Annotated in this window: 26 protein-coding genes; 13 read left to right on the forward strand and 13 right to left on the reverse strand. The window is 63.8% G+C overall.

Features of this window, described 5'->3' with window-relative positions; translation table 11 throughout:
- Nucleotides 1–118: 118 nt before the first annotated feature.
- The 3 genes from boxC to FXB38_RS11555 all read right to left on the reverse strand — a co-directional run bounded on the left by boxC (nt 119) and on the right by FXB38_RS11555 (nt 4,417).
- Nucleotides 119–1,807, reverse strand: a complete 1,689-nt coding sequence (gene boxC, locus FXB38_RS11545) for a 2,3-epoxybenzoyl-CoA dihydrolase (protein WP_148750981.1) — start codon at nt 1,805–1,807, stop codon at nt 119–121.
- A gap of 142 nt (nt 1,808–1,949) precedes the next feature.
- On the reverse strand, nt 1,950–2,759 hold the full coding sequence (locus FXB38_RS11550) for an alpha/beta fold hydrolase (protein ID WP_148750982.1): 810 nt from the start codon (nt 2,757–2,759) through the stop codon (nt 1,950–1,952).
- A 116-nt stretch (nt 2,760–2,875) separates the two neighbouring features.
- Complete coding sequence (locus FXB38_RS11555; protein ID WP_148750983.1) at nt 2,876–4,417, reverse strand: benzoate-CoA ligase family protein; 1,542 nt, start codon at nt 4,415–4,417, stop codon at nt 2,876–2,878.
- A 154-nt stretch (nt 4,418–4,571) separates the two neighbouring features.
- Between FXB38_RS11555 and FXB38_RS11560 the strand changes: the two genes are divergently transcribed.
- Nucleotides 4,572–5,480, forward strand: a complete 909-nt coding sequence (locus FXB38_RS11560) for a helix-turn-helix transcriptional regulator (RefSeq protein ID WP_148750984.1) — start codon at nt 4,572–4,574, stop codon at nt 5,478–5,480.
- A 15-nt stretch (nt 5,481–5,495) separates the two neighbouring features.
- Nucleotides 5,496–5,891: a group II truncated hemoglobin gene (locus FXB38_RS11565; protein ID WP_148750985.1), complete on the forward strand. Its 396-nt coding sequence runs from the start codon at nt 5,496–5,498 to the stop codon at nt 5,889–5,891.
- A 76-nt stretch (nt 5,892–5,967) separates the two neighbouring features.
- Here the strand turns inward: FXB38_RS11565 and FXB38_RS11570 are convergent, their stop codons facing one another.
- Nucleotides 5,968–6,300, reverse strand: coding sequence for a PRC-barrel domain-containing protein (locus FXB38_RS11570; protein WP_148750986.1), 333 nt, complete (start codon nt 6,298–6,300; stop codon nt 5,968–5,970).
- 49 nt (nt 6,301–6,349) lie between these two features.
- Nucleotides 6,350–7,135, reverse strand: a complete 786-nt coding sequence (locus FXB38_RS11575) for an IclR family transcriptional regulator domain-containing protein (RefSeq protein ID WP_148750987.1) — start codon at nt 7,133–7,135, stop codon at nt 6,350–6,352.
- A 112-nt stretch (nt 7,136–7,247) separates the two neighbouring features.
- Here FXB38_RS11575 and FXB38_RS11580 point away from each other — a divergent pair, with 112 nt between their 5' ends.
- Both FXB38_RS11580 and FXB38_RS11585 read left to right on the forward strand, forming a co-directional pair.
- Entirely contained in the window at nt 7,248–8,606 is a 1,359-nt protein-coding gene (locus FXB38_RS11580; RefSeq protein WP_148750988.1) for an aromatic ring-hydroxylating dioxygenase subunit alpha, read from the forward strand.
- A 158-nt stretch (nt 8,607–8,764) separates the two neighbouring features.
- Nucleotides 8,765–10,201 (forward strand): glutamine synthetase family protein, encoded by a 1,437-nt coding sequence (locus tag FXB38_RS11585; RefSeq protein ID WP_148750989.1) that lies wholly within the window; start codon nt 8,765–8,767, stop codon nt 10,199–10,201.
- A 128-nt stretch (nt 10,202–10,329) separates the two neighbouring features.
- On the opposite strand, the gene FXB38_RS11590 is transcribed toward FXB38_RS11585, so the two are convergent.
- The 7 genes from FXB38_RS11590 to FXB38_RS11620 all read right to left on the reverse strand — a co-directional run bounded on the left by FXB38_RS11590 (nt 10,330) and on the right by FXB38_RS11620 (nt 15,667).
- Complete coding sequence (locus FXB38_RS11590) at nt 10,330–11,058, reverse strand: ABC transporter ATP-binding protein (protein WP_246229831.1); 729 nt, start codon at nt 11,056–11,058, stop codon at nt 10,330–10,332.
- Nucleotides 11,051–11,818 carry an ABC transporter ATP-binding protein gene (locus FXB38_RS11595; RefSeq protein WP_148750990.1) on the reverse strand — a complete coding sequence of 256 codons (768 nt, stop codon included), beginning with the start codon at nt 11,816–11,818 and terminating at the stop codon, nt 11,051–11,053. The genes FXB38_RS11590 and FXB38_RS11595 overlap by 8 nt, the downstream gene beginning before the upstream one ends.
- Nucleotides 11,811–12,755 carry a branched-chain amino acid ABC transporter permease gene (locus FXB38_RS11600; RefSeq protein ID WP_148750991.1) on the reverse strand — a complete coding sequence of 315 codons (945 nt, stop codon included), beginning with the start codon at nt 12,753–12,755 and terminating at the stop codon, nt 11,811–11,813. Before FXB38_RS11600 ends, FXB38_RS11595 begins: the two co-directional genes overlap by 8 nt.
- Nucleotides 12,752–13,669, reverse strand: a complete 918-nt coding sequence (locus FXB38_RS11605) for a branched-chain amino acid ABC transporter permease (protein ID WP_148750992.1) — start codon at nt 13,667–13,669, stop codon at nt 12,752–12,754. Before FXB38_RS11605 ends, FXB38_RS11600 begins: the two co-directional genes overlap by 4 nt.
- 306 nt (nt 13,670–13,975) lie before the next feature.
- On the reverse strand, nt 13,976–14,194 hold the full coding sequence (locus FXB38_RS11610; protein ID WP_148750993.1) for a hypothetical protein: 219 nt from the start codon (nt 14,192–14,194) through the stop codon (nt 13,976–13,978).
- A gap of 1 nt (nt 14,195) precedes the next feature.
- Nucleotides 14,196–14,855: an acyl-homoserine-lactone synthase gene (locus FXB38_RS11615; protein ID WP_187434809.1), complete on the reverse strand. Its 660-nt coding sequence runs from the start codon at nt 14,853–14,855 to the stop codon at nt 14,196–14,198.
- A gap of 83 nt (nt 14,856–14,938) precedes the next feature.
- On the reverse strand, nt 14,939–15,667 hold the full coding sequence (locus FXB38_RS11620) for a helix-turn-helix transcriptional regulator (protein WP_148750995.1): 729 nt from the start codon (nt 15,665–15,667) through the stop codon (nt 14,939–14,941).
- Nucleotides 15,668–15,834: 167 nt separating this feature from the next.
- Here FXB38_RS11620 and FXB38_RS11625 point away from each other — a divergent pair, with 167 nt between their 5' ends.
- From FXB38_RS11625 to FXB38_RS11665, 9 genes are all read left to right on the forward strand, one after another.
- Entirely contained in the window at nt 15,835–16,011 is a 177-nt protein-coding gene (locus FXB38_RS11625) for a hypothetical protein (protein WP_148750996.1), read from the forward strand.
- Nucleotides 16,012–16,214: 203 nt separating this feature from the next.
- Nucleotides 16,215–17,153, forward strand: coding sequence for a LysR family transcriptional regulator (locus FXB38_RS11630; protein ID WP_148750997.1), 939 nt, complete (start codon nt 16,215–16,217; stop codon nt 17,151–17,153).
- Nucleotides 17,154–17,285: 132 nt separating this feature from the next.
- Nucleotides 17,286–18,164 (forward strand): shikimate dehydrogenase, encoded by an 879-nt coding sequence (locus FXB38_RS11635; RefSeq protein WP_148750998.1) that lies wholly within the window; start codon nt 17,286–17,288, stop codon nt 18,162–18,164.
- Between the two features lie 62 nt (nt 18,165–18,226).
- Nucleotides 18,227–19,357 (forward strand): ABC transporter substrate-binding protein, encoded by a 1,131-nt coding sequence (locus FXB38_RS11640; RefSeq protein ID WP_148750999.1) that lies wholly within the window; start codon nt 18,227–18,229, stop codon nt 19,355–19,357.
- A 261-nt stretch (nt 19,358–19,618) separates the two neighbouring features.
- On the forward strand, nt 19,619–20,494 hold the full coding sequence (locus FXB38_RS11645; RefSeq protein ID WP_148751000.1) for a branched-chain amino acid ABC transporter permease: 876 nt from the start codon (nt 19,619–19,621) through the stop codon (nt 20,492–20,494).
- A complete protein-coding gene (locus FXB38_RS11650) occupies nt 20,491–21,489 on the forward strand; it encodes a branched-chain amino acid ABC transporter permease (protein ID WP_148751001.1) in 999 nt (332 codons plus the stop codon). The genes FXB38_RS11645 and FXB38_RS11650 overlap by 4 nt, the downstream gene beginning before the upstream one ends.
- Nucleotides 21,486–22,229 (forward strand): ABC transporter ATP-binding protein, encoded by a 744-nt coding sequence (locus FXB38_RS11655; protein WP_148751002.1) that lies wholly within the window; start codon nt 21,486–21,488, stop codon nt 22,227–22,229. The genes FXB38_RS11650 and FXB38_RS11655 overlap by 4 nt, the downstream gene beginning before the upstream one ends.
- A gap of 12 nt (nt 22,230–22,241) precedes the next feature.
- On the forward strand, nt 22,242–22,979 hold the full coding sequence (locus FXB38_RS11660; RefSeq protein ID WP_148751003.1) for an ABC transporter ATP-binding protein: 738 nt from the start codon (nt 22,242–22,244) through the stop codon (nt 22,977–22,979).
- On the forward strand, nt 22,976–24,847 hold the full coding sequence (locus FXB38_RS11665; RefSeq protein ID WP_148751004.1) for a bifunctional sugar phosphate isomerase/epimerase/4-hydroxyphenylpyruvate dioxygenase family protein: 1,872 nt from the start codon (nt 22,976–22,978) through the stop codon (nt 24,845–24,847). Before FXB38_RS11660 ends, FXB38_RS11665 begins: the two co-directional genes overlap by 4 nt.
- Before the next feature lie 147 nt (nt 24,848–24,994).
- Here the strand turns inward: FXB38_RS11665 and FXB38_RS11670 are convergent, their stop codons facing one another.
- The gene (locus FXB38_RS11670) at nt 24,995–26,167 is read right to left on the reverse strand and encodes an ABC transporter substrate-binding protein (protein WP_148751005.1); all 1,173 of its coding nucleotides are present in this window, start codon (nt 26,165–26,167) and stop codon (nt 24,995–24,997) included.
- Nucleotides 26,168–26,311: the final 144 nt, after the last annotated feature.

A 26,311-nucleotide genomic window follows, 5' to 3' on the forward strand; every position in this document is an offset into this window, starting at 1 on the left:
GGACGCAGTGCGGCGCGAAGTGCTGCACTGCTGAGCCGGGACCTATGTCTGGTTCGCCTGGGTCCCGGTTCTGCGTCGCATCGCTTCGCGCTGCGCCGCGCCCGGGACACGGCAGTCGTTACACCCGTGTCATATCGAATTTCGGCTTCTGGCCGCTGCCGTAGCGGCGCAGCGCGCCTTCCTCGCCCACGGCATTGGGGCGCTGGAAGATCCAGTTCTGCCACGCGGTCAGCCGTGAAAAGATTTTCGATTCCATCGTCTCGGGGCCGACAAAGCGCAGGCTCGCTTCCATGCCGGTGAGACTATCCGGCGAGAAGCTCGCGCGCTCCTCCAGGAAGACGCGGACCTCGTCGTCCCAGTCGATGTCGTCGAGCGCGAAGGTGACGAGGCCGAGTTCTTCGGCCTGCTCGGCATCGAGCGCTGTGCCGAGCGTAGCTTCGGCACGCTCCACGTCGGCCGGATCGGCCTGGAAGCGCGACTCCAACCGCGTCAGGCCGTGGCTCATCGGATACGGGCCGAAATTCATGGCGGAGAGTTCGATCGAGGGCGGCGGCTGGTTGTCACCCTGGCGCGTGCCGATCAGCATGTAGGAACGGTCGGCAGCGAAGACGAGTTCGGCCAAGGTGCCGGCAAAGCATGAGCCGGGCTCGACCAGCGCCACCAGCGTGCGCGAGGTGACGTCGATGCGCTTCAAGACGCGCTTCCAGTAGTGGCGGATCTCGTTGACCAGCCAGTGCGCCTTGTTGGCTTCGAGAAACGCATCGCTGGCGAGCACATGGGCGCGGTCACCATGGCTCTTGAACACCAGCATGGCGATCTCGAGCTCGTTGATGCGCAAGTGCAGGATGGCGTCGTCGAGCTCTCTTGCGACCTGCAACGGCCAGAACGACGCGCCCTGCGCCATCATGCCGTCGATGTCGGTGGGGGCTGCTGCCTCCGGCGCCTTGATCGAGATGGTGGCAATGCGTGCGGCGCGGTCGATATCGACGGTCACAAAACCATAGCGGATGCTGGTCTCGTCGATCGTGCGCTTGAGCGGGGAGAGCGCGATGCCCTTGCCGCTGCCGGCGCGTTTCGACGCGGCCGCGAATTCCCTGGCGCGCTCGACGATCCTGGCCTCCAGCTTGGAGTTCGGCGCGATCTCGTCGACGAGGCGCCATTGCACGGCGCGCTTGCCCTTCACGCCTTCCTCGATGGTGCAGAAGAAGTCGGCGTGATCGCGGCGCACTTTGCGCTTGTCGACGACGCGGGTGAGACCGCCGGTGCCGGGCAACACCGCGAGCAGCGGCACTTCGGGTAACGCCACGGCGGAAGCGCCGTCGTCGGCGAGAATGATGTGGTCGGTCGCGAGCGCGAGCTCATAGCCGCCGCCGGCAGCCGAGCCGTTCACGACAGTGATGAAGCGCTGGCCGGAATTCTCGGACGAGTCTTCCATGCCGTTGCGGGTCTCGTTGGTGAACTTGCAGAAGTTCACCTTGTGGGCGTGGGTCGAGCCCGCGAGCATGCGGATGTTGGCGCCGGCGCAGAACACGCGGTTCTTGGCCGAGCGCATCACCACGACCTTCACCTCGGGATGCTCGAAGCGCAGCCGCTGGACCACGTCGGCAAGCTCGATGTCGACGCCGAGATCGTAGGAATTGAGCTTGAGCAGGTAGCCCTCGAACAGGCCGCCATTCTCGTCGACGTCCATGGTCAGCGTCGCGACGTCACCATCGACCGCCAGCTTCCAGTGCTTGTAGCGGGACGGTTCGGTCTGGAAATCGATGAATGTCGCGCCGCCTGCGAGGCGCCGATCTTCCCCGGCCATGGGCCACCCTTGAGCTTGTTTTCGCTATACCGTTAGATGCACAATAGTGCATATTCTGAGAGGCGTCTAGCATGAATCTGGACCACACATGCACTTTGCTTCATCCGAGTGTCCGAGGCGCAGGTAGGCCGCCCTATACGCGTCATGCGGCTTGGAGACCTCGGTCGTCCCGCAGGGCGGCCTTCGCAAATTGCTCGATTGCGTCAAGCGTTGGCACGGGCGCTTCACGCTGAGGGGAATGCCCCGCGCCTGGAACGATCGTCAGATCGACCGGGCAATAGCATTCCTCCTGCGCGATCTCGGCCTGACGCAGTGTTCCGTATTGGTCGTCCACCCCTTGAAGGACCAGCACCGGAACGCGGATGTAGGCCAGATACTCCGAGATGTCCCAATCGCGGAATTTCGGATCGAGCCAGGCGCCGTTCCAGCCGTAGAAGGCATTGTCGACGTCTCCGTGCCAGCGCGCGAGCTTTGCCTTGAGATCGGTGGTTTCGTACGTCGTCTTGATCGCGGCGATCGACTCCACCGAGATGTCCTCGACGATGAAATGCGGCGCGATCAGCGCGATGCCTTGCAGGCGATGATCCTGATGCGCGCCGGCATAGATCGCCGCGATCGAGCCGCCGTCGGAATGGCCGAGCAAGAGGCCACGCTTGAAGGGAATGGCATCGAGCACCTTCGGCAGCACGTCGAGCGCCTCGCGTTGCATGTAGTCGAGCGGCCGCGGCAGCGCGACCTTACTCGACTGGCCATAGCCCGCCCGTGAATAGGCGAAGATGCCGGCGCCGGTCGCTTGCTGGAGCTTTTCCGGAAAGTCATTCCACAGGCCGACGGAGCCGAGGCCTTCGTGCAGCATGACGATCGTCGGCGCATCGGCGCGTTGCGGCGCGAGCCATTTGTATTCGAGACGGGCCGCGCCGATGCTGAGAAAGCCGGTGGGGGCGAGAGTCATTTCTTCGTCCGTCCTTCTCCGTCGTCATGCCCGGGCTTGACCCGGGCATCCACGTCTTTCCTCAATCGCGGTCGCGCGTGGATGGCCGGGACAAGCCCGGCCATGACGGCTTGTTGCTAATTCGCGCCGTCGCGCAGCTTGAATCGCTGGATCTTTCCCGTCGCCGTCTTCGGCAGCGAGTCCACCACGTCGATCCAGCGTGGATATTTCCACGGGCCGATCTTCTGCTTGACGTGATCCTTCAGCATCTCCTGCAAGTCCGTCGTCTTCACGCCCGGACGCAGCACGACGAAGGCCTTTGGCTTCAGCAGGCCCTCCGGATCGGCCTCGGGCACGACGGCGGCTTCCAGCACCGCCGGATGCGTGATCAGCGCGCTCTCGACCTCGAACGGCGAGACCCAGATGCCGGAGACCTTGAACATGTCGTCGGCGCGGCCGCAGAAGGTGTAACGGCCTTCGGCATCCCTGACGTATTTGTCGCCGGTGCGGGTCCAGGGGCCTTCAAAGGTGCGACGGCTCTTGTGGCGCTGGTTCCAGTAGCCCTCGCCGGCCGAGGGCGCATCGACCAGTAGTTCACCGACCTCGCCGTCGGCGACGTCCTGCCCGGCCTCGTTGACGAGCCGCACCGCATAGCCCGGTACCGGCTTGCCGGACGAGCCGTATTTGATATCGCCGGGCGCGTTCGAAAGGAAGATGTGCAAGAGCTCGGTCGAGCCGACGCCGTCGAGGATGTCGACGCCGAAGCGCGACTTCCAACTGTTTCCGACGGATTCCGGCAGCGCCTCGCCGGCCGAGGTGCAGATGCGCAAGCTCTTGCCGCCGCGCTCGCTTTTCATCGCTTCGTCGTTGAGCATCGCCGCGAACAATGTCGGCACGCCGTAGAAGATCGACGGATTGTATCTGTTCATCAGATCGAACATCCGCGCGGGTGTCGGCCGCTCGCTGTTCAGGATCGTGGTGGCGCCGACCGACATCGGGAAGGTCAGCGCATTTCCGAGGCCATAGGCGAAGAACAGTTTTGCGGCGGAGAGGCCGACGTCGTTCTCACGAATGCCGAGCACCTTGCTCGCGTAAGTGTCGGCGGTGGCCTGCAAGTTCGAATGCAGATGCCGCACGCCCTTGGGCATGCCGGTCGAGCCGGACGAATAGAGCCAGAATGCCGGCTCGTCCGGATGCGTGGCAACCGTGGGGAACTGATCGTTCTCATCAGCGATCTCTTCGGCGAGCTGCTTGTGGCCATTCTGCTTGGCGCCGGAGACCACGACATGCTCGAGATCCGGCATGCGGCCGACCACGTCCTTGATGACGGGATAGAGCGCTTCCGAGACGAACAGCACGCGGGCGCGGCAGTCGGCGAGGATATAGGCGTATTGGTCCGCGGTGAGCAGCGTGTTGAGCGGCACCGGCACGATGCCGGCGCGGATCGCGCCCAAGAACACGATCGGGAAGTCGACCGTATCCAGCATGATCATCGCCACGCGCTCTTCGCGGCGGACGCCGAGCCGGCGCAGCATGTTGGCGGCGCGGCGGGTCTCGCGCTGGAGCTCGCCATAGGTCAGCCGCGAGACGGTGTCGTCGAAGACGATCTTGTTGCCCCGGCCTTCCTCGACGTTACGGTCGAGCAGCCAGGTCACCGCGTTGTAGGATCCCTCGCTCACGGTCGTCTCCCCCGAATTTAGAATTATAATTCATAGAAAGACACTGTGACGGCTTGCTGTCAATGCCAGCAGGCATTATGTTTCATTAAAACGCGCCGCAAGACCTTCTTTAAACAAGACCTCCTTTGAAGAAAGCATCCGCTAAAGAAGGCTCATGACCGATAGTCCCGACGCCGAATCCCGCTTTCTCGAACAGCTCGGCCAGCGCGTGCGCACCATGCGCGCGTTGCGCGGCATGTCGCGCAAAGTGCTCGCCAAGGTATCAGGAATTTCGGAGCGCTACATCGCGCAGCTCGAAAGCGGCAAGGGCAATGTCTCGATCGTGCTGCTGCGCCGCGTCTCCGACGCGATGGGCGCGCATCTGGAAGACCTGCTGCCCTCAGCCGATCCAACGCCGGACTGGCAGATGTTTCGCGATCTGCTGCGCAAGGCGACGCCGGCGCAGATCGCGCAGGCCAAAGATCTGCTCGCCGGCGGCACCGCCTCCGCGCCGCGGCGCGCGCCGTTCTGCGGCATCGCGCTGATCGGCCTGCGCGGCGCCGGCAAGTCTACGCTCGGGCGGATGCTGGCGAAAAAGATCGGCTGGAGCTTTGTCGAGCTCAACAAGGAGGTCGAGCAGCAGAACGGCCTCTCGGTCGCCGAGATCATCGCGCTCTACGGCCAGGAAGGCTTTCGCCGCATGGAGCAGGCTGCGCTGCAACAGCTGCTCGCGCGCAACGAGCTGATGGTGCTGGCGACCGGCGGCGGCATCGTGTCCGAGCCGCTGACCTTCGACCAGATCCTGTCGTCGTTTTACACGATCTGGCTGAAGGCCGAGCCGGAAGAGCACATGGCCCGCGTCCGCCGCCAGGGCGATCTGCGCCCAATGGCGGATGATCGCTCTGCGATGGCGGAACTGCGCAATATCCTGCTCAGCCGCGAGCCGCTCTATGCGCGCGCAACGGCGGTGGTGGATACGGCGGGGCTGAGTGTCGATGCGGCGGCTGCAAGGCTGATCGATGCGGTGCGGCCGGTGCTGCAGAACGAAGCCCGCAGCTTCGGGCTGCGCAGCGTGGCGCTTTAGGCCGGGACTTCAGGAATGACCGACAGCGACGTCACCACCTCCATGTTCGAGCGGATCGGCGGCCGTGCCACGATCGACCTGTTGGTCGACCGCTTCTACGACCGCATGGATGCGCTACCGGAGGCAAAAATCATCCGCGCGATGCATGCGGACGATCTCGGCCTGATCAGGGACGTGCTGAAGCGCTATCTCACCGAATGGACCGGTGGCCCGAAGCTCTATTCTCCCGAGAAAGGCCATCCACGGCTGCCGCAACGGCACATCGGCTTTGCCATCGGCGACGCCGAGCGCGATGCGTGGCTGCTGTGCATGCGCGGCGCGATGGAGGAGACGGTCACTGACGCTGCCGTGCGGCAGGACCTCGACCGTGCATTGTCCGGTCTCGCCGACTGGATGCGCAACCGGCCGTGAGCGCGTCGATCAAGGCCGACGTGCAGCGTCCTCGGGTATCGCTTCGCCGACCCGGCCTGCAAGTCATCAGACGCCGCTAGACCGACCAGTAATTCGGATGCGGATAGGGCCGCGAGCGGTCGCCCCAATCGAACTCGTCGCCGTCGAACTCACATGGGCCGCTGCTGAACTCGTCCATGGTAAGCTCGACCTGGAACGCCTGACGTGTTCGATCGTATTTCAGCGCGCTCCACTGCAGAGGATAGTGGTGGTGGGTACTGAGCAGCCCGCCGGTCTTGATCACGGCATAGGCGACTGTTCCGCTCACCTTGTCGAGCATCAATCGCTCGATCGTGCCGAGCTTAGTGCCGTCGCGCCCGTAGACGGCGACGTGCTCCACCCGATCACTGGGAACCATGGTGTGTTGCATGGCATGCTCCCTGGTTTGTGTGGAGCAGATTATAGCTCCGTGGTTGAGGCTACAGCAATTGCGAGCGCACTGCTTCGGCGCCCTCTCGCAGCAGCGGCAAGAAGCGGCCGAGCAGCTCCTGCGCCGGCACGCGATCGACATGGGCGCCCATGTTGATGGCGGCGACGATCGCGCCGTCATAGCGGCGGACCGGAACCGAGATCGAGCGGAAATGCGGCTCGGCTTCGCGGTCGACCAGTGAATAGCCCTGTGCGCGATCGGCGGCGATCCGCCCGAGCAGCGTCTTGGGATCGGTCACCGTCTGCGGCGTCAGCGCCTCGCGCTTCGCCGCCTTCAGGCGCGCGAGACAATCCGCGTCGTCGAGCTGGCCGAGCATGGCGCGGCCAACCGAGGTGCAAAACGCCGGCAGCCGATACCCGATCTCCAATCCGCCGGAGAACATCCGCGCCGGGCTGCTGCGCGCGATGAACACGACGTCGTCACCATCGAGCACCGCGAGCGAGGAGATTTCGTTGGCCGCGGTGGCGACGCGATCGAGCACGGGCTGCAGCACCGTGACGAGCTGGTTGGAGCGCAGATAGGACGCCGCCAGCGTCAGCACATGCGGCGTCAGCGAGAACAGTTTTCCGTCGCCACTGACAAAGCCGCCGCGCTGGAGCGTGAATAGCATGCGCCGCGCGGTGGCGCGCGGCAGCTCGGCGGCGCGGGCGAGATCGCTCAGGGTCATCGGGCCCGAGTTGGTGCCGAAGCATTGCAACAGGCGCAGGCCGCGATCGAGCGCTTCGACGAAATCCGTCGCGCGCTCGTCGATCTCGCTTCGTTTCAGCTTGGGCATGGGGTGGGGAATGTCCTGCAAAATAGTGCTTGCTGCCGATCCAAGGCATGTCATAATTCGCCCATTCGTTCAATAGGCGAACAGACGCCATTCCACTAAGGATGCACTCGCCATGATGAGCCAGGAGCAGAACGACCTGATCACCCGCACCGGACCGAACGACCCGTGCGGAAAGCTGATGCGGAGCTACTGGCAGCCGGCCGCGCTGGTCGACGAGCTCGAGGGCGAGCGGCCGATCCGGCCCGTCAGGCTGCTCGGCGAGAACCTGGTGCTGTTTCGCGACGAGACGGGACGCTATGGACTGATCGATCGTCATTGCGCCCATCGCGGTGCCGACCTTGCCTTCGGGCGGCTCGAGCATGGCGGCCTGCGCTGCGCCTTCCACGGCTGGCTGTTCGAGGCCACCGGCCAATGCATCGAAACGCCGGCCGAGCCGAAGGATTCAAAACTCTGCCAGAACATCCGGCAGCGCTCCTATCCCGTGGTGGAGAAGAGCGGCATCCTCTGGGCCTACCTCGGCGAGGGTGAACCGCCGGCATTTCCCGAGATCGACTGCTTTGTCGCACCTGGCACGCACACGTTTGCGTTCAAGGGCCACATGGCCTGCAACTGGCTGCAGGCACTCGAGGTCGGCATCGATCCTGCGCACGCCTCCTATCTGCATCGCTTCTTCGAGGACGAGGACACGTCCACCGCTTACGGCAAGCAGTTTCGCGGCGCGTCGGCCGGCTCGGATCTGCCGATGACAAAGATCCTGCGCGAATACGACCGCCCGATCATCAATGTCGAGCACACCGAGTATGGGCTCCGGCTGATCGCGCTGCGCGAGATCGACGAGGAGCGGACGCATGTGCGCGTCACCAACCAGCTGTTCCCGCATGGCTTCGTCATCCCCATGAGCACGGAGATGACGATCACGCAGTGGCACGTGCCGATCGACGACGAGAACTGCTACTGGTACGCGATCTTCACCAGCTACTCGAACTCGGTCGACAAGAAAAAAATGCGCGACCAGCGGCTCGAGCTGTACGAGCTGCCCGACTACAAGTCGCGCAAGAACCGCAGCAACGACTACGGCTTCGATCCGCACGAGCAGCAGACCGCGACCTATACCGGCATGGGCAACGACATCAACGTCCACGACCAATGGGCGGTGGAATCGATGGGCGCGATCCAGGATCGCACCAGGGAGCATCTCGGCTCGAGCGACAAGGCGATCGTGCAGTATCGCCGCCTGCTGCGGCAGGAGATCGAGAAGGTCGGCGGCGGCGAGAAGCCGATGCTGTTCCTCGACGAGGCCAATGCGCGCTCCATTCAGGGCCCGGCGACCATGGACGGCATCGGCCCGACGCGCGGCTGGGAGACCTACTGGATGGAAGTCGACGTCAAGCGCCGCCGCGGCGCGCCGTGGACCGCGCCGGTGCCGAAGGAGATCGCGGAGAACGTGCATCGGCTGACGGCGGCGGAGTGAGGCCGATGCAAATCTCTCCTCCGTCATTGCGAGCGCAGCGAAGCAATCCAGACTGTCTCCGCGGAGGGATTCTGGATTGCTTCGCTGCGCTCGCAATGACGGAGAATGTGGCGGGCGTCCTGCACCCGTCGGACATCGGTTACTGAGGAGCAACCATAGTGACTTTCGTCGCGCGTCATGCGCTGTGGTCGGATGAGCAGACGGACGCCGCGACGCGCATGCGCCGCATCGTCGAGGACAAGAACCTCGAGGTCATCCGCCTCGCCTTCCCCGACCAGCACGGCATCTTGCGCGGCAAGACCATCATCGCCGCCGAGGCGATCGCCTCACTGGAGAGCGGCTGCGCCATCACCACCACCATGCTCGCCAAGGACACCTCGCACCGCACGGTGTTTCCGGTGTTCACGTCAGGCGGCGGCTTCGGCATGAAGGAGATGGAGGGCGCGGCCGACGTGCTGATGGTCGCCGATCCCACCACCTTTCGCGTGCTGCCATGGGCGCCGGCGACGGGCTGGGTGTTGTGCGATCTCTATTTCAACGACGGCCGTCCGGTGCCGTTCGCGACGCGCGGGCTTTATCGCAAGGTGCTCGACGAGCTCGGCCGCCGCGGCCACGATTTCGTCGCCGGCCTCGAGGTCGAATTCCACATCTTCAGGCTCGACGACCCGCACATGCGCCCGGAGGACGCGGGACAACCCGGCACGCCGCCGTCGGTGAGCCTGCTCTCTCACGGCTATCAATATCTCACCGAGCAGCGTTTCGATCAGATGGAGCCGGTGCTGGAGATCCTGCGGCGCGACATCGTCGCGCTCGGGCTGCCTTTGCGCTCCGTCGAGGTCGAGTTCGGGCCGAGCCAGTGCGAATTCACCTTTGCGCCGAAGAAGGGCCTAGAGCCTGCCGACAACATGGTGCTGTTTCGCAGCGCCGTGAAGCAGATCGCGCGCCGGCACGGCTATCACGCCACCTTCATGTGCCGGCCGAAACTGCCGAATTTGTTCGCGAGCGGCTGGCACCTGCACCAGTCGATCGTCTCGCGCACAGGCGGCGAGAACGTTTTCGTGGCCAAGGACGGTAGCGAGCCCCTCAGCGCTTTCGGCCGCGCCTATCTCGCCGGGCTGCTCGATCACGCCCGTACGGCCACCGTGTTCACCACGCCCACCATCAACGGCTACAAGCGCTACCGCTCCTATTCGCTGGCGCCGGACCGCGCGATCTGGGGCCGTGACAATCGCGGCGTGATGATCCGCGTGCTCGGTGGCGCGGGCGATGCTGCCACGCGCCTGGAAAACCGCGTCGGCGAGCCCGCCGCCAATCCCTATCTCTATATGGCGGCCCAGATCCTCTCGGGTCTCGACGGCGTCGATCGCAAGCTCGATCCCGGTCCCTCGGCCGACACGCCCTACGAGACCAAAGCGCCGTTCTTGCCGAAGAGCCTGCGCGATGCCGTCTCTGCGCTGAAGGACGATCCGTTCTTTCGCGAAAAATTCGGTGCGGAGTTCATCGACTACTACACCCACATCAAAAATGCCGAGATCGACCGCTTCCTCGCGGAGGTGACCGACTGGGAGCAACGCGAATATTTCGAGATGTTTTGATTTCGGCGATGGTGAGGGCGCAGCCCTCTCCTTCGTCATTGCGAGCGTAGCGAAGCATTCCAGGATCTTTCCGCGGAGGCAGTCTGGATTGCTTCGCTACGCTCGCAATGACGGGGAGAGAGGGGAACTCAAATCCCCAGATACTTATGCTGTAGATCCGGCTCGGCCATCAGCTCGTCCGATGTGCCGCTCCACACGGTGTTGCCGCGCTCGATGATGAAGTGGCGGTCGCAGATGCGGGCGAGGTGGTCGACGTTCTTGTCGACGACCAGGATCGACTGGCCGCGGCCCTTCAGGAGCGACAGGCAGCTCCAGATTTCTCCGCGGATCAGCGGCGCCAGCCCCTCGGTCGCTTCATCCAGGATCAGGAGCTTTGGGTTGGTCATCAGCGCGCGGCCGATGGCGAGCATCTGCTGCTCGCCGCCGGAGAGCTGGTTGCCCATGTTGGCGGCGCGCTCGGCAAGGCGCGGGAACAGCACGTAGATCGCAGCGAGCGTCCAGGGATTGGCGCTGTTGAAGCGGTCGGCGGCGGCAGCAACCAGGTTTTCGCGCACGGTGAGGTTCGGAAAAATCTGGCGGCCCTCAGGCACCAGCCCGATGCCGAGCTTGGCGATCCGGTACGACGGTAGCTGCCGGACTTCCGTGCCCGCAAAACGGATGCTGCCGGCGCGTGCCGGCGTCAGGCCCATGATGGAGCGGATCGTCGTGGTCTTGCCCATGCCGTTGCGGCCCATCAGCGAAACCATCTCGCCCGGCTTGATCGACAGGGACAGGCCGAACAGCACCTGGCTGAGGCCGTAGCAGGTCTCGATGCTGTCGACGTCGAGCAGCGCGTCAGCCATCCCTTTTTCAGCCATGGTGCGTCACCACATGCTGATCGCCGAGATAGGCGCGCTTGACGTCCTCGTTGGCGCGGATCGCGGCCGGGTCGCCGGAGGCAATGACGCGGCCATAGACCAGCACCGAGATGCGGTCGGCCAGCGCGAACACAGCGGGCATGTCGTGCTCGACCAGCACGATCGAGACCTCTTTGCGCAGCTCCTGGAGCAGCGTCACCATACGCTGGGATTCGGTGACGCCGAGGCCCGCCATCGGCTCGTCGAGCAGCAGCAGTTTTGGCTTGCTGGCCAGCGCGACCGCAAGCTCGATCTGGCGCCGCTCGCCATGGCTGAGCCTGCTCACCACGACGTCGGCTCGGTGCAACAGGCCGACGCGGTCGAGCGCGGCATGCGCGGCATCGCGCAGGCCCCTCTCCTTGCGGGCATTGGCGAAGAAACGGAATGAGTGACCTGCATGCGCCTGCGCCGCCAGCGCGACATTGTCGGCGGCGGTGAAGTCGAGCAGCAGGGAAGTGATCTGGAACGAACGTGCGAGGCCCAGCGCGCAGCGGCGATAGGCCGGCAGATAGGTGATATCGCGGCCGCCCAACGAGACGCTGCCGGAATGCGGCTCGAGATGCCCGGTGAGCTGGCTGATCAGCGTGGTCTTGCCGGCGCCGTTCGGGCCGATGATGGCGTGCAGCTCGCCCGCGGCAACGTCGAGCGAGACGTTATCCGTCGCGGTGATGCCGCCGAAGCGGCGCACCAGCTTTTCGACGCGGAGCAGCGGTTCAGCCACGATTGAGCCTCCCCAGCAGGCCCATGATGCCGCCACGGCCGAACAGCACGATCAGCAGCAGCAGCGGACCCATGATCAGCGCCCAATATTCGGTGATCTGCGACAGAAACTCTTCCAGCAGCAGATAGACCACAGCGCCCATGACAGGGCCGAACAGCGTGCCCATGCCGCCCAGGATCACCATCACCATGAGATCGCCGGAGCGGGTCCAGTACATCATAGCCGGGCTGACGAAATCGGTGTTGTTGGCGAGCAGCGCGCCGGCGAGCCCGCACATGGTGCCGGAGATGACGAAGCAGACGAGCTGGTAGCGCTTGGCGGGAAAGCCGATCGCCTGCATGCGCTGCTCGTTGGAACGCAGGCCCTGCACCACGAGGCCGAAGCGCGAATTGACGATGCGCCAGATCAGGAAGATCACCGCGAACAGGCAGGCCAGGCAGAGATAATAGAACTGCGTCCGGTTCGACAGGTTGATCAGCCCGGAGAAGTCGCTGCGCTTGTAAACGGTCAAGCCGTCGTCGCCGCCATAACGTGCGAGGCCCGAGGCGACGTAATAGGCCATCTGCGCGAAGGCGAGCGTGATCATGATGAAATAGACGCCGCGGGTACGCAGAGACAGCGCGCCGATCACCAGAGCGTAGATCGCAGACGCCGCGAGCGCGACCGGAAACTGGATGAAGCCGGAGCCTGTGCCTTCCTGCGCCAGCATGCCGACGGCGTAGCCGCCTATGCCGAGATAGACAGCGTGGCCAAAACTCATCATGCCGCCAAACCCCATGATGAGGTTGAGGCTTGCCGCCGCTAGCGCCAGGATGACGATGCGGGTGAACAGCGTCATGATGAAGATGTTGCCGGACAGGTACGAATAGAGCGGCAGCAGCAAGAGGCCCGCCAGCATCAGGGCCGTGACGGCCTTGCTCACAGTAAAAGCCTTCATCGACGGTTGGCCGGGAACAGCCCCTCCGGCCGCACCACCAGCACGATCGCCATCAGCAGGTAAATCAGCATGGACGACAGCGCGGGCGCGGCGGTGGAGGCAGCGGCGCCACTCAGCACCTGCCGCAGCAGATTGGGTAGGAAGGCGCGGCCGAGCGTGTCGATCATGCCGACGAAAATCGCAGCGAGGAACGCGCCGCGGATCGAGCCGATGCCGCCGATCACGATGATGACGAAGGCGAGGATGAGGATGTTCTCACCCATGCCGATCTGCACGGTGAGGATCGGCGCCTGCATCATGCCGGCCAACCCCGCGAGCGCGGCACCGAGCCCGAACACCAGCGTGTAGAGCAGCTTGATGTTGATGCCGAGCGCGCCGATCATCTCGCGGTTGGAGGCGCCGGCACGGATCAGCATGCCGATGCGGGTGCGCATCACGCCGAGATAGAGCAGCAGCGCCACCAGCAGCGCGACGACGATGATGGCGAGGCGGTACGCCGGATAGTGGATGCCGGGCAGGATCGGCACCGGCACCGTGAGCCAGGCCGGCAGCGGCAGCGCGAGGCCCGCCGGGCCCCAGATCAGCCGCACGGCTTCATTGAAGAACAGGATCAGGCCGAAGGTCGCGAGCACGTGGTCGAGATGATCGCGCCCATAGAGATGCCGCAGCGCACTTATCTCAAGCACGATGCCGAGCACAAGAGTCGCGCCTAACGCCAGCAGCGCGCCGAGCAGGAAGCTGCCGGACCACGCCGCGAAGGTCGCAGCGAAATAGGCTCCCATCATGTAGAGCGAACCGTGCGCGAGGTTGACGAGATCCATGATCCCGAACACCAGCGTCAGGCCGGCGGCGAGCAGAAACAGCAGCAGGCCGAACTGCAATCCGTTCAAGAATTGTTCGACGACGAGCAGCATCAAAACTCTTTCAGGCGCATACGGACGCGCGCCGATGTTCGAACACAGTCGCCATCAGTGAAAGAGCTCCCCCTGCCTCTACAAGGCCGAAAAATGGGTAATGGCAGTATCGTTCCGAGGCAAGAGCGATTCCGCGCCAGACATGCACTTTGTTGCATGCCGGTGCATGCGATCAAAATCAGGCCGTGCAAAACCGGCCCTGCAAGAAGACTGCCGCGCAGGGTGGGTCAGCCTGCCGCACCCAAACGATCACCCTCCCGCCGTTGCCGGAGAGAGGGTGTGCCGCTTGTCGGAATGGAGATACGTCTAGTGCGACGTGATCTGGTGGGGGAGATCATCCGGCTCGTTGAGCTCGCTGTTGGCCGTCGAGGCCTCCAGCGCCGCCATCCGGAACAGATAGGCCAGCGTCGCCAACCCGGTGTCTTCGGCCATCTGCGCCAGCTCGAGCGCCATGTCGGACATGTAGCCGAGATTCTCGTCCTTGATTTGCGCCATGATCTGGCTGTCTCGCATCATGTTCGACATCTCAGGCGCTCTTTCGTTGCGCGGCGGTGCGGCCGCAGAGGTTGGCGTGGGCGACGGCATCCAGACGCGGGCCGTCCTGACGCACGACCGAAGCCATGCCGACACGATCATGCAGGGAATCGACCGTCTCCTGACGAACGTCGATGGTGGCCGCCATGGTCCAGGCTTTCTCCACGAGCTCCGGCAGACCAAGCGGGGTGACGACGAAGCCGGCCTCATGGAAGCGCGGCAACCACCACGTCTCCATGATCGCGCTGACCTGCGCGATGCCCTGGCTGAGGCAAAACTCCTGCACCGCTGCCATGAGTTGCAGATTAAGAGCTCCGTCGCGGCGGTCGCGTACGACGAAATAGCGCGACCATTCCCAGACCAGCGGATCCGCAGGGCAGCCGCGAATAGCCGCCAGATGCGGGAAGACCTCGCTCATCATCGAGGGCTTGGTCGTCGGGTAGAGCCGGTGGCCGCCAACGACGCGGCGCCCCTCGAGCGCAAGCAGATAGACGGTGTCCTCGTTGTCGTAGGAGTCGATCTCGCGGCAATCCGGTTTGCGCAGCGTTTCCCAGTGCCGCTCTTCGACAAAGATGTCGTGACGTAGCCGGAAATGCTGCTCGATAACGTCTTCGTAAAGGTGGCGATTTAGCGCGGTAATTGCATGAATCATGAAAGCCCCCATCTTTCCTCAATGGGGGGCAGCCTCTGCGAAAAGAGGCCGGCTCGGTATTGGGAAATTTCCCAGTATGTCGCTTAGGGACTGATGATCTTGTGGCGGATTGCCAACGCAACCGCATGCGTACGGTTGACCGCTCCCAGTTTGCGCGCGGCGGTTGCAAGATGCTCCTCGGCGGTGCGCTGCGTAATGTGCAGGATCTCGCCGATCTCCCAGGCCGACTTGCCTTGCGAGGCCCAGACGATCACCTCGCGCTCGCGCGGGGTGAGGCGCGTCAACTGATGCGGCGCCGGATCGAGCAGTCGGCGAATATGATCGAAGCCATACATCGCCATCAGGTGCAGGGCCGGCTTGCTGCGGGCATTGAGATCGAGATGGATGCCGCCAAGCGAGACGGCCGCCTCATATCCGGTCAGCCCGTGAATCGGGACGATGAAGCCGCGCGACATGCGAAAATCGGTGGCGCGGTTCATGACCTCCGCCGCACCCGGATCGAGCTCGGCATTGTAAGGCGCTTCGGACCACTCAAACGGGTTGACCGATTGCCGGCACATCCGCACCACCGGGTCAACGCGGTCATAATTGTTCTCGGTGTACAGGCTGAACCATGCCGCCGGCCAGCGCTTGGCGAGCACCATCTGCGCGAACCGCTGGTCGGGATTCGGCAACCCCGTCACGATAATGGTTTCGAAGCCAAAGCGTCCGAAGGCCCCTTCGAGCGCATTCATTGCGTCCGGAACCCTACGATAGGCTTGCAGCCCTTCGATGAAGTCCAGCGCTTCCCGGCCATAGTCGACGGCGGACATCGGTGCGTTCCCTGACCCTCGCCGCTCCGTATAGCACGTCTTTAGGGGCCGCCTCAATTCGCCGCTTCCGTAGTTTCCCGGTGTGCCATTGGCTCTGCAGATTCAATCTACTTGTGGAGGAAGTGACGTCAAGTTACACCTAAGGCGTCTAGAGCGGGAAAGCCACGATGGAAGACGAGAACATCGCCCTCAACAGCGTGCTCGGCCTGGAATTGAATCGCGTGTTTTTCGCCGTGCGCGATACGGCAAACAAGCAGAAGATCATCGAGTTCGCGCGCGACGTGCTGCAAGGCGAGCGCGACGAGCTCGTTGACAGCGCCTCACCGGAAAACCCTGCGGGCTAGCATGCAGGTCGCAGCAGACGGCGCCGATGCAACCGATCGCGCGACGATGCTTTCAATTTTAGCGCGCTGCTCTTGGTCGAAACACCCTGACTGCGACGTTACCCGTGCTCCTCCGCCCCCACTAAAGTCACACTTGCCGCTGGATGACATCACCGCTGTCGTGAGATGATCGCCGCCACGATCGTCTTTCGGATGCCAAGACCATGATGACTCTGCGCCAGGTTGAAGTGATCCGTGCCGTGATGGTGACGGGCACCATTGGCGGCGCGGCGAAGCTGTTGAACGTGTCGGCGCCGGGGATCAGCCGCCTGGTCAAATACACCGAGCGCTCGCTCGGCATCCGCTTCTTCCAGCGCCAGAACGGCCGCTACTTCCCGACGCCGGAAGCCGAGAACATTTTCGAGGAGATCAACGGCGTCTACAAGAAGGTCGACGATCTCTCCGAGATCATCTCCAAGATCGGCCGCGGCGGATTGTCGGAACTGCGGATCGGCTCGGTGCCGAGCATCTCGCAGGTGATGGTGCCGCGCGCGATCGAGCGTGTCCGCCGCCGCTATCCCGATCTCGGCATCGATATCAACATCCTCAAGCTCGAGGAAGCGATCGACTATCTCATGCTCGGCCGCGGCGAATGCGTGGCGATGAGCTACCGGCTGGAGCATTCCGGCCTCGACTTCATGCCGCTCGCCTCGGGCGAGCTCTATTGCATCGTGCCGCCCGGCCACGAGCTTGCCGGCCGCAAGCAGGTCTCCGCCGCCGAGATCACCCGCTATCCGCTGATCGGCATCGATCCGAACGATCCCTACGGCCGGATCATGGCCGAGATCTTTGCGCGCCACCGCCTCGACTACAACATCACCATCCGTGCGCGCTTCGGCACCACGGTCTGCGCGCTGGTGAAGGCCGGGCTCGGCATTGCCATCATCGACCAGTTCACGGTGGCCCATGGCGGCTATCCCGGGATCGAGCTGCTCAAGATCACCGAGCCGACGCGGTTCGACACCTATATCGCAGTCAAGCGCGGCGCACCGCTGTCGCTCCATGTCGAGTATTTCATCGAGTCGCTCCGTGCCGAGATGCGCGCGGTCGAGCCGTCCCGAGGCAACGGCAAGGCCACTTCAGGGCGTGGACGGAAGAAATAACACTATGTTAGGTTTAACAGATAAATGGGTAATTGTGTTAGGCGGAGGAAAGACTATCGTCCCACTTGGAATTGCGCGAATTTCGCGGCTAATGGCCGGAAATGAACGCATCTCACCAGGCGATAGTGGATCATGTCAAAGCGCGGACCTGCCGCTTCCAAGAAGCTCCTGACCGGCCTGATCGGCGCGCCGATCGCGCATTCCGCCTCTCCCGCCATGCATGAGCGCGCTGCCGAGGCCCTCGGCCTGCGCGGCCATTACCAGCTCATCGAGGTCGCCGGCGCTGACGCGACCGCGCTCGGCATGATGCTGGAGGGCGTGCGGCGGCTCGGCTTTGCCGGCGTCAACGTGACCTTTCCCTACAAGGAAGCGGTGGTCCCGCTGCTCGACGAGCTGGCGCCGGCTGCGGCCGCCATGGGCGCGGTCAACACCGTCGTCGTCAAGGACGGTCGCCTGATTGGCCACAACACCGACACGACGGGCTTTGCGCACGCCGTCACGCCGCTGCTGGCGCCCACCGGAAATGCGGTTGCCGTGATCGGCACCGGCGGCGTCGGCAAGGCGATCGCCTTTGCGCTGGCGAGCCTGAAGGTGGCTGACATCCGCATCTTCGACAGTGAACCGGCGCGGGCCGAAAGACTCGCCGCGCTGCTCGCCAAACAGGGTGGCGCCAGGGTAGCCACGAGCGTCGAGGACGCACTCGACGGCGCCACCGGCCTCGTCAACGGCACGCCGGTCGGCATGCTCCCGAACCGGGAAACGCCAGTCGCGCCGACGCTGCTGCGTGAAAACCTGTGGGTCGCCGACGCCGTCTATTCGCCGCTGATCACACCCTTGCTGGCCGCGGCGCAGGCCAAGGGCGCGCGGATCATGACCGGGCGCGAGCTTGCGATCTACCAGGCTGCCGACGCCTTCGAACTGTTTACGGGCCTTGCGCCATCGACCGAGGTCATGGGAGAGGCTTTTGACGCCGTGATGGCCGCGCGCAGCGCCGCCTATCAGGCAGCTTGAGGCGAAGCGGCCGGACACAAGGCCGCGGGCAACATCAAAATCAATAAATGGGAGGAGAGACCATGAAATCGACCCTATTGGCGGGCGCCCTGCTTGCCTTCGCCGCTGCAGCCGGTGCCCACGCGCAGGCAATCAAGCTCGCCGACGTCGCCGAACTGTCAGGTGGCGGTGCCACCGTCGGCACCAATTGGAAAAACGGAATCGACCTCGCGATCGAGGAGATCAACGCCAAGGGCGGCGTGCTCGGCCGCAAGCTCGAGGTCACCCATGCCGACTCGCAGTCCAACCCCGGCGTGGCGCGCGCGCAGGTGCAGAAGGCGCTCGACGCCGAGCCCTATGTGCTGCTCGGACCCGGCTATTCCGGTTCGGTAAAGGTGACCGCCCCGCTCGCAGCCGAAGCCGGCATCGCCCAGATCATGGGAGGCGAAGCCGCCGAGCTGACCCAGGCCGGCAACAAGTTCCTGTTCCGCACCTCGTTCGGCCAGCAGTCCTCGATGCCGAAGGTCGCAAAGTACATCCACGACGAGATGAAGGCGAAGTCCGTCGCGGTGGTCTGGGTCAACAATGACTTTGGCCGCGGCGGGCGCGACGTCGTGGTCAAGGAGCTGGAGCGGCTCGGCTGCAAGGTGGTCGCCGATCTCTCCACCGAAGCAGGCCAGGCCGATTTCGCCGCCGACGTCGGCAAGATCAAGGCCGCCAACCCGGACGCCGTGTTCGTCTATCTCAACGAGGAAGAGAGCGCGCGTATTCTCAAGGAGCTGAAGCGCCAGGGCGTCACCGCGCCGCTGATGGGTGAGACCACGCTGATCGGTCAGAAGGTGATCGAGCTCGCCGGCGATGCCGCCAACGGCGCGCGCGGCCATGTCGGCCTCACCACGGATGCCCCGGTCGACCTGATCAAGGGATTCCGTGACCGCTTCTCGAAGAAGTACAATTACGTTCCCGATCATAACGGCCTGAAGGGCTATCTCGCCGTCTACATGGTGAAGGCCACCACGGAGAAGATGGGCAAGATCGATTCCAGGGCCTTCGCCGACGCGCTGCATGGCCTGACCATTAAGGCCGCGGACGAGCCGGGCATCTTGATGGACGTCACCTTCGATGCAAACGGCGACATCGACCGGCAGAGTTTTCTGGTCGAGGTGGTCGAAGGCAAGCAGGTCGTGAAGCAGGTGCTGCCGAAGATGAAGTGAGGTGCTTCTTTTCTCTCCTTCCCGGGGAGTTCTTCTCCCTCGCCCCGCTCTTCGCGGGGAGAGATCTTTCGTCTCCCTCTCCCCGCCCTTCGCGGGGAGAGGGCGGGGTGAGGGGCTGCTTCCGCGGGTGCAGTGAGAATTGAGTTCGCAGAGACAGCCCCTCACCCCAACCCTCTCCCCGTAAGAACGGGGCGAGGGAGAAGAAAGAGAGACGGGGGAGACGGAGACGACATAGCAGGACGAGGGACACGCGAGGCAATAATGTCCAATCTGTTCGATCTTCTGGTCGCGGGACTTGCCACCGGCGCGATCTACGCGCTGGTCGCGGTTGGCTTCACGCTGCTGTGGCAGACCTCGCAGACCATCAATTTCGCACAAGGCGAGTTCGTGATGCTGCCCGCGTTCTTGATGCTGGCGGCGATGCATGTCGGCGCACCGTTCTGGCTCGCGATCATCCTTGGTATCCTCCTGTCGATGATCCTGCTTGGGCTGGCCTTCAAGATACTGCTGGTCGATCCGATGATGCGCCATGGCGTGCTGCCGCTCGCGATCGCGACCATGGCGCTGGCGATCGGCATCAAGGAGGCCGTCAAGCAGTTCTTCAGCGCGGAGGCCTCGCCCTTTCCGTCGATCGTGCCGACCGGAGACATCTCCATCCTCGGCCACGCCGTGTCGCTGCAGAGCATCGGCGTCCTCGTCGTCGCCATCCTTGCCGTGTTCGGCCTGACCACGCTGCTCAACCGTACCTCGCTTGGCCACCAGATGCAGGCGGCAGCCCAAAACCCAACCGTTGCGCGCATCATCGGCGTGCCGGTCGAGCGTATGATCCTGCTAACCTTCCTGATCAACGCCTTCCTGGTCGCGCTGGCTTCGCTGCTGATCACGCCGATCTATCTGGCAAAGTTTTCGAGCGGTGAAGTGTTGGGCCAGGCTGCCTTCATCGCCGCGATCGTCGGCGGCTTCAACCAGGTGCGCGGTGCGATCGCCGGCGGCCTGTTGATCGGCGTGCTCGACAATCTCGCGGCATCCTACGTCTCGACGCAATACCGCGCGGCCGTGCCGCTGGTCTTCCTGATCGTGGTCATCCTGTTCCGGCCGCAAGGACTGCTCGGCCGCCCCGAGGAGCGCACGGTATGAGCGGCTTCGCCAAACCCCTGAAGATCGCGCTCGGCCTCATTGTCATTGCCGGCCTGATCGTCATTCCCATGAACTTCAACCGCTACGGCCTGTTCATCCTGAGCCAGTGGGCGGTGATGACCATCGCCGCGATGGGCCTCAACCTCACGCTCGGCTATGCCGGGCAGGTTTCGCTGGCGCAGGGCGCTTTCGTCGGCATCGGCGCCTATGCGGCCGCGATCATGACGACGCATGGCTGGCCGCTGCCGGCTGCCATTGTCGTCGCGATCGCCTTAAGCTTCGCGGTCGGCTGGGTGCTCGGCTATCCCGCGCTGCGCGTGCAGCACCACTACCTCGCCTTCGTCACGCTTGCCTTCTCCACCCTCGCCTTCCTGGTGTTCCGCAACGAGAGCTGGCTCACTGGCGGCATCTACGGCATCTCCAACATTCCGCGGCCGCATGTCTTCGGCATCGCGACCAACAAGCCGCTGCCATTCTACTATATCTGCCTCAGCTCGCTCGCGATCGTGTCCGTCGCGGTCTGGTGGCTGATTCGTTCGCCCTGGGGCCGCGCCTTCATGGCACTGCGTGAAAATCCGCTGCGTGCGCAATCGCTCGGCATCGATACCCGCCGCTACACGCTGATGGCCTTTGCGATCGGCTCGGCGCTCGGCGGCGTCGCCGGCGCGCTCTATGCACCGCTGACGCAATATATCGACCCGGTGCCGTTCAACCTGTCGCTGTCGCTCGATCTCCTGATGATGGTGATCGTCGGTGGCGCCGGCTTCTATTTCGGCCCGTTCCTCGGCGCGATGATCGCGGTGCTGCTGCCGGAATGGCTGCGCTTCACCGAAGGGTATTATCTGATGCTCTACGCGATCGCAGTGATGGGACTTCTGATCTGGTCGCCGACCGGCATTTTGGGAATTCTCGACCGCACTATGGCCGCACGGCGCACCAAGGCAGCCTCCGCGCTGCGCGCCGTCGCCAAGTCCCGCCTGGAGACGGCGCAATGAGTGCGGTCCTCGAAGTCACCGACATCAAGAAGAGCTTTGGCGGCATTACCGCGGTCGACGGCGTCTCGTTCGATGTTCGCGAGGGCGAGATCCTCGGCCTGATCGGCCCGAACGGCTGCGGCAAATCCACCCTGTTCAACTGCATCCTCGGCCAGCTCACGCCATCAGGCGGCGAGGTCAAGCTCGACGGCAAGGTCGTCACGGGCTTGCGCCCCTCCGAGCTCAACAAGCTCGGCGTCAGCCGCACCTTCCAGCTCCTGCAGGTCTTTCCAAAACTCTCGGTGCGCGAGAACCTGATCCTCGCAGGCCAAGAGCATCAGGGCAACATGGCCTCGCGCCTCGTCGGCCGCTCCGATGCCGGGTTGACTGATACCGCCGACCAGATGATCGGCTTCTTCAAGCTCGATCATCTCGCAGCAGAGCCTGCCGGCGGTCTCTCCTACGGCCAGCAGAAGCTGCTCGACGCTGCCATGGCCTTCATGGGCGGGCCGCGCCTGGTGCTGCTCGACGAGCCCGCCGGCGGCGTCAATCCGACGATGCTGTCGGATTTGAAGGAGCGCCTGGTCGCGATCAACCGCGAGAAGAATGCGACCTTCGTCGTGATCGAGCACAACATGGAGTTCGTGATGTCGCTGTGCTCGCGGGTCATGGTGATGGCGGAAGGCAAGGTCCTGGCGATGGGCCGGCCGGACGAGGTCCGGAAGAACCCCGCCGTGATCGAAGCCTATCTCGGACATTAGGGAAAGCGAGCCATGAGCGATCCGATCCTCTCGGTTCACAACCTCGTCGGCGGCTACGGCAAGATGACGATCCTGAACGGCACGACGTTTTCGGTGCCGCCGGCGACCATCACCACGATCATCGGCCCGAACGGCGCCGGTAAATCCACCGTGTTCAAGGCGATCTTTGGCCTGCTCAAGCTGCGCGAAGGCAAGATCAATTTTGCCGGCCGCGATGTCAGCAATTTGAGCCAGCGCGCGCTGCTCAACGCCGGCATCTGCTATGTGCCGCAAGGCCGCAACATCTTTCCGGAACTGTCGGTCCGCCACAATATCGAGCTCGGCGGCGTCGCGGCAGGCAAGGACATCGACCTGCCGACGCGCATCGAGGCCGCGCTCGACCTGTTCCCCGCGCTGCGCCGCAAGTCGGCACAGCAGGCCTCGACGCTCTCCGGCGGCGAGCAGAAGCAGCTTGAGATCGCCCGCTCGCTGTTGCTCGAACCAAAGCTCGTGCTGGTCGACGAGCCCTCGATCGGCCTATCGCCGCTGATGGTGCAGCAGACCTTCGATATTCTGAAGAGCCTGCGTGAGCGCGGCGTCACCGTCCTGATGATCGAGCAGAACGCGCGCTCGGCGCTGGAGATCTCGGATATCGGCATCGTGCTGGAACTCGGCCAGACCCGCATGGTCGACAAGGCTGAACGCATTTTAAACGATCCGCGCATCGGGCAATTGTTCCTGGGTGGCGCCATGGAGGAGAGTGCGGCATGAACAAACGCTCCATTGCAACAGTCTCACTCAGCGGGGCCCTCGACGAAAAACTTCGCGCCATCGCGTCCGCCGGCTTCGAGGCGGTCGAGATCTTCGAGAACGACCTGCTGTCGTTCGGATCAGGCCCGCGCGACATCGCAAGTCTCTGCAAGGACCTCAATCTCGATATCTGCGCATTCCAGCCTTTCCGCGATTTCGAGGGCATGCCGGAGCCGCAGCGCTCGCGCAATTTTGCCCGCGCCGAGCGCAAATTCGATCTGATGCAGGAGCTCGGCACCGATTTGCTGCTGATCTGCTCCAATGTCTCCCCTCACTCGCTCGGCGGTATCGACCGCGCAGCCGATGATTTTCGCGAGCTCGGTGACCGCGCCGCCAAGCGGTCTTTGCGCGTCGGCTACGAGGCGCTGGCCTGGGGCCGCCACGTCAACGACTACCGCGACGCCTGGGAGATCGTGCGGCGCGCCGATCATCCCGCGATCGGCGTCATCCTCGACAGCTTTCACGCGCTGGCGCCGGGCTTCCCGGTGCGCGCGATGGCCTCGATCCCCGGCGACAAGATCTTTCTGGTGCAGCTGGCCGACGCGCCAAAGCTCGAGCTCGACATCCTGTCGTGGAGCAGGCACTTCCGCTCCTTCCCCGGTCAGGGCGATCTGCCGGTCGGCGAGTTCATGCAGGCGATCGCGGCGACCGGCTATTCCGGGCCGTGGTCGCTGGAGATCTTCAACGACCAGTTCCGCGCCGGCTCGGCGGCGCAGACCGCGGTGGACGGCCTGCGCTCGCTGATCCTGTTGCAGGACCAGCTCGCCCCGGATTGGCCAAAGCTCGTCGGCGAGCCCCTGGCGCCGAAGGCCAAGAGCAGCGGCACGGGCTTCATCGAGTTCGCCGTCAACGAGACCAAGGCCGGCGAGCTCGCGCATCTGTTTTCACAGCTCGGCTTCCGCAGAAGCGGCAAGCATCGCAGCAAGGCGGTGGAGCGCTGGTCGCAGGGCAAGGTCGAGCTCGTGATCAATTGCGAGACCGACGGCTTTGCGCATTCGCATTACGTCACGCACGGTCCCGGCGTTTGCGCCATCGCGCTCGACGTCGACAATGCGGGCCTTGCCATGCAGCGTGCCGAGACGCTGAAGGCGCGCACCTTCTACCAGCCGGTCGGACCGGGCGAGCTGGAGATCCCCGCGATCCACGGCGTCGGCGGCAGCCTTCTTTATTTCCTCGACCAGGCCGGCAAGAACTGGGACACGGATTTTGCGCCGATTGCGAGCGATACGAGCGCGGATGCGCTGCTCGCCATCGACCACATCGCGCAGTCGATGCCTTATGACGAGATGCTGTCCTGGCTGCTGTTCTACACCGGCATCCTCGACCTCAAGCGCCTGCCGCAGATGGAGATCGCCGACCCCCGCGGCCTGGTGCAGAGCCAGGCCGTCATCAACGGCGACCAGAGCCTGCGCTTCGTGCTCAACGGCTCGTCCGCCAACCGCACGCTGCCGGCGCGTTTCATCTCGGAGTTTTTCGGCTCAGGCGTGCAGCATGTCGCGTTCGCGTGCGAGGACATCTTTGCCACCGTCGCCGCGATGCGCGCCCGCGGCGCGGACTTCCTGGATATTCCGGATAATTATTACGACGACATCGAAGCCAAATACGATCTCGCGCCCGATGTCATGGCAAAGCTCCGCGCCAACCACATCCTCTACGACCGCGAGGGCGACGGCGAATTCTTCCAGGTCTACACGCACATTTTTGATGAGCGGTTCTTCTTCGAGATCGTCGAGCGAAAGAATTATCAGGGGTTTGGTGCGGCAAATGCCGGGATCAGGCTAGCAGCACAATCCCGAGAGGTCCGGCCCGCGAGCATGCCGCGGGTATAGGTCTTACCCTCTCCCCACTGGCTCGCCGCATAGCGGCGAGATGGGTCTTACCTCAACCGCGATGCTGAATTTGCGGAGAGATACCCCTCATCCGGCGCTTCGCGCCACCTTCTCCCACAAGGGGAGAAGGGACAACGTCACCTGTGGCTATTTCATCGTGCACTTGTCGTGGAAGCGATCCTGGTCGTTCTCAACGATCGTCGCCACCGTCTTCAGCGAGAGCTGGCCTTCGGCGTCCTTGACTACGTCCTGCAGATAGAAGCTCTGCACCGGGATGTGGTTGTTGCCGTATTTGAAGGCGCCGCGCAGCGATTTGAAGTTGGCCTTCTCCATCTCGGCCTTCATCGCGTCCTTCTTGCTGGTGTCGCCCTTCACCGCGACGACCGCGCTATTGATCAGCTGGGCCGCGTCATAGGCTTGCGCACCGTAATAGGTCGGGCGCAGGCCGGTGTACTTCTTGCGATAGTCGGTGACGAAGCGCTTGTTCTGCTCGTTGGGCAAGTCGTTGACCCACTCCTGCGCGCCGGGAACGCCGAGCGCGTTCTCCTTCTGGAGCGGCAGCGACAGCTCGTCGACGGTAAAAGCGGTGTAGAGCGGCATCGTGCTCTTGAGGCCCGCCTGCGCATATTGATTGAGGAACTGCACGCCGGCCGGACCGGGATAGAACACGAAGATCGACTCGGCGCCCGAGGCGCGCGCCTTGGAGAGCTCAGCGGAGAAGTCGAGCTGGCTCGGCCAGACCGTGTATTCCTCGCCCTTGACCTCACCCTTGAACGTGCTCTTCACGCCCGCAAGCATGTCCTTGCCGGCCGCGTAGTTCGGGCCGATCAGAAACACGCTCTTGACGCCCTTCTGGTTCATGTAGAGGCCCATGGCGGCGGGCGTCTGGTCGTTCTGCCACGAGGTCGAGAACACGTAGGGCGAGCACAAATCGCCGGCGAGCTGCGACGGGCCCGCATTGGCCGAGATCAGGAAGGTCTGCGAGTCCACCGCGGTCTTGAGCGAGGCCAAGAGCACGTTCGACCAGATGTAGCCGGCGAGGAAATCGACCTTGTCGGATTGCACCAGCTTCTCGGTCTTCTGCTTGCCGACGTCAGGCTTCTGCCCGTCATCCTCGTAGATCACCTCGACTGGCTTGCCGTCCATCTTGCGGCCCATGTGGTCGAGCGCGAGCTCGAAGGAGTTGCGCATGTCGTTGCCGATCACGGCGCCCGGTCCGCTGAAGGTCGAGACGAAACCGATCTTGATGGTGTCGCCGGCGAATGCCTGATTTGCCAGCACCAGCGCCGCCGCGCCCGCCAGCCAGAATGCCATCTTCATAACCACTCCCCTCCTTATTATTGATCCCGGGAACGGGGTGATCGCCGCCCGGGTCTGTCTCTATTGAACGCAAAATCTGTCGGGCCGCCAATGGCTCGGCGCCCTCCCTTGCACCATATTTCGCCCCAAACGGCGATGGCAAGA

The organism is Bradyrhizobium cytisi, assembly GCF_008123515.1.
Taxonomy (GTDB): Bacteria; Pseudomonadota; Alphaproteobacteria; order Rhizobiales; family Xanthobacteraceae; genus Bradyrhizobium; species Bradyrhizobium cytisi.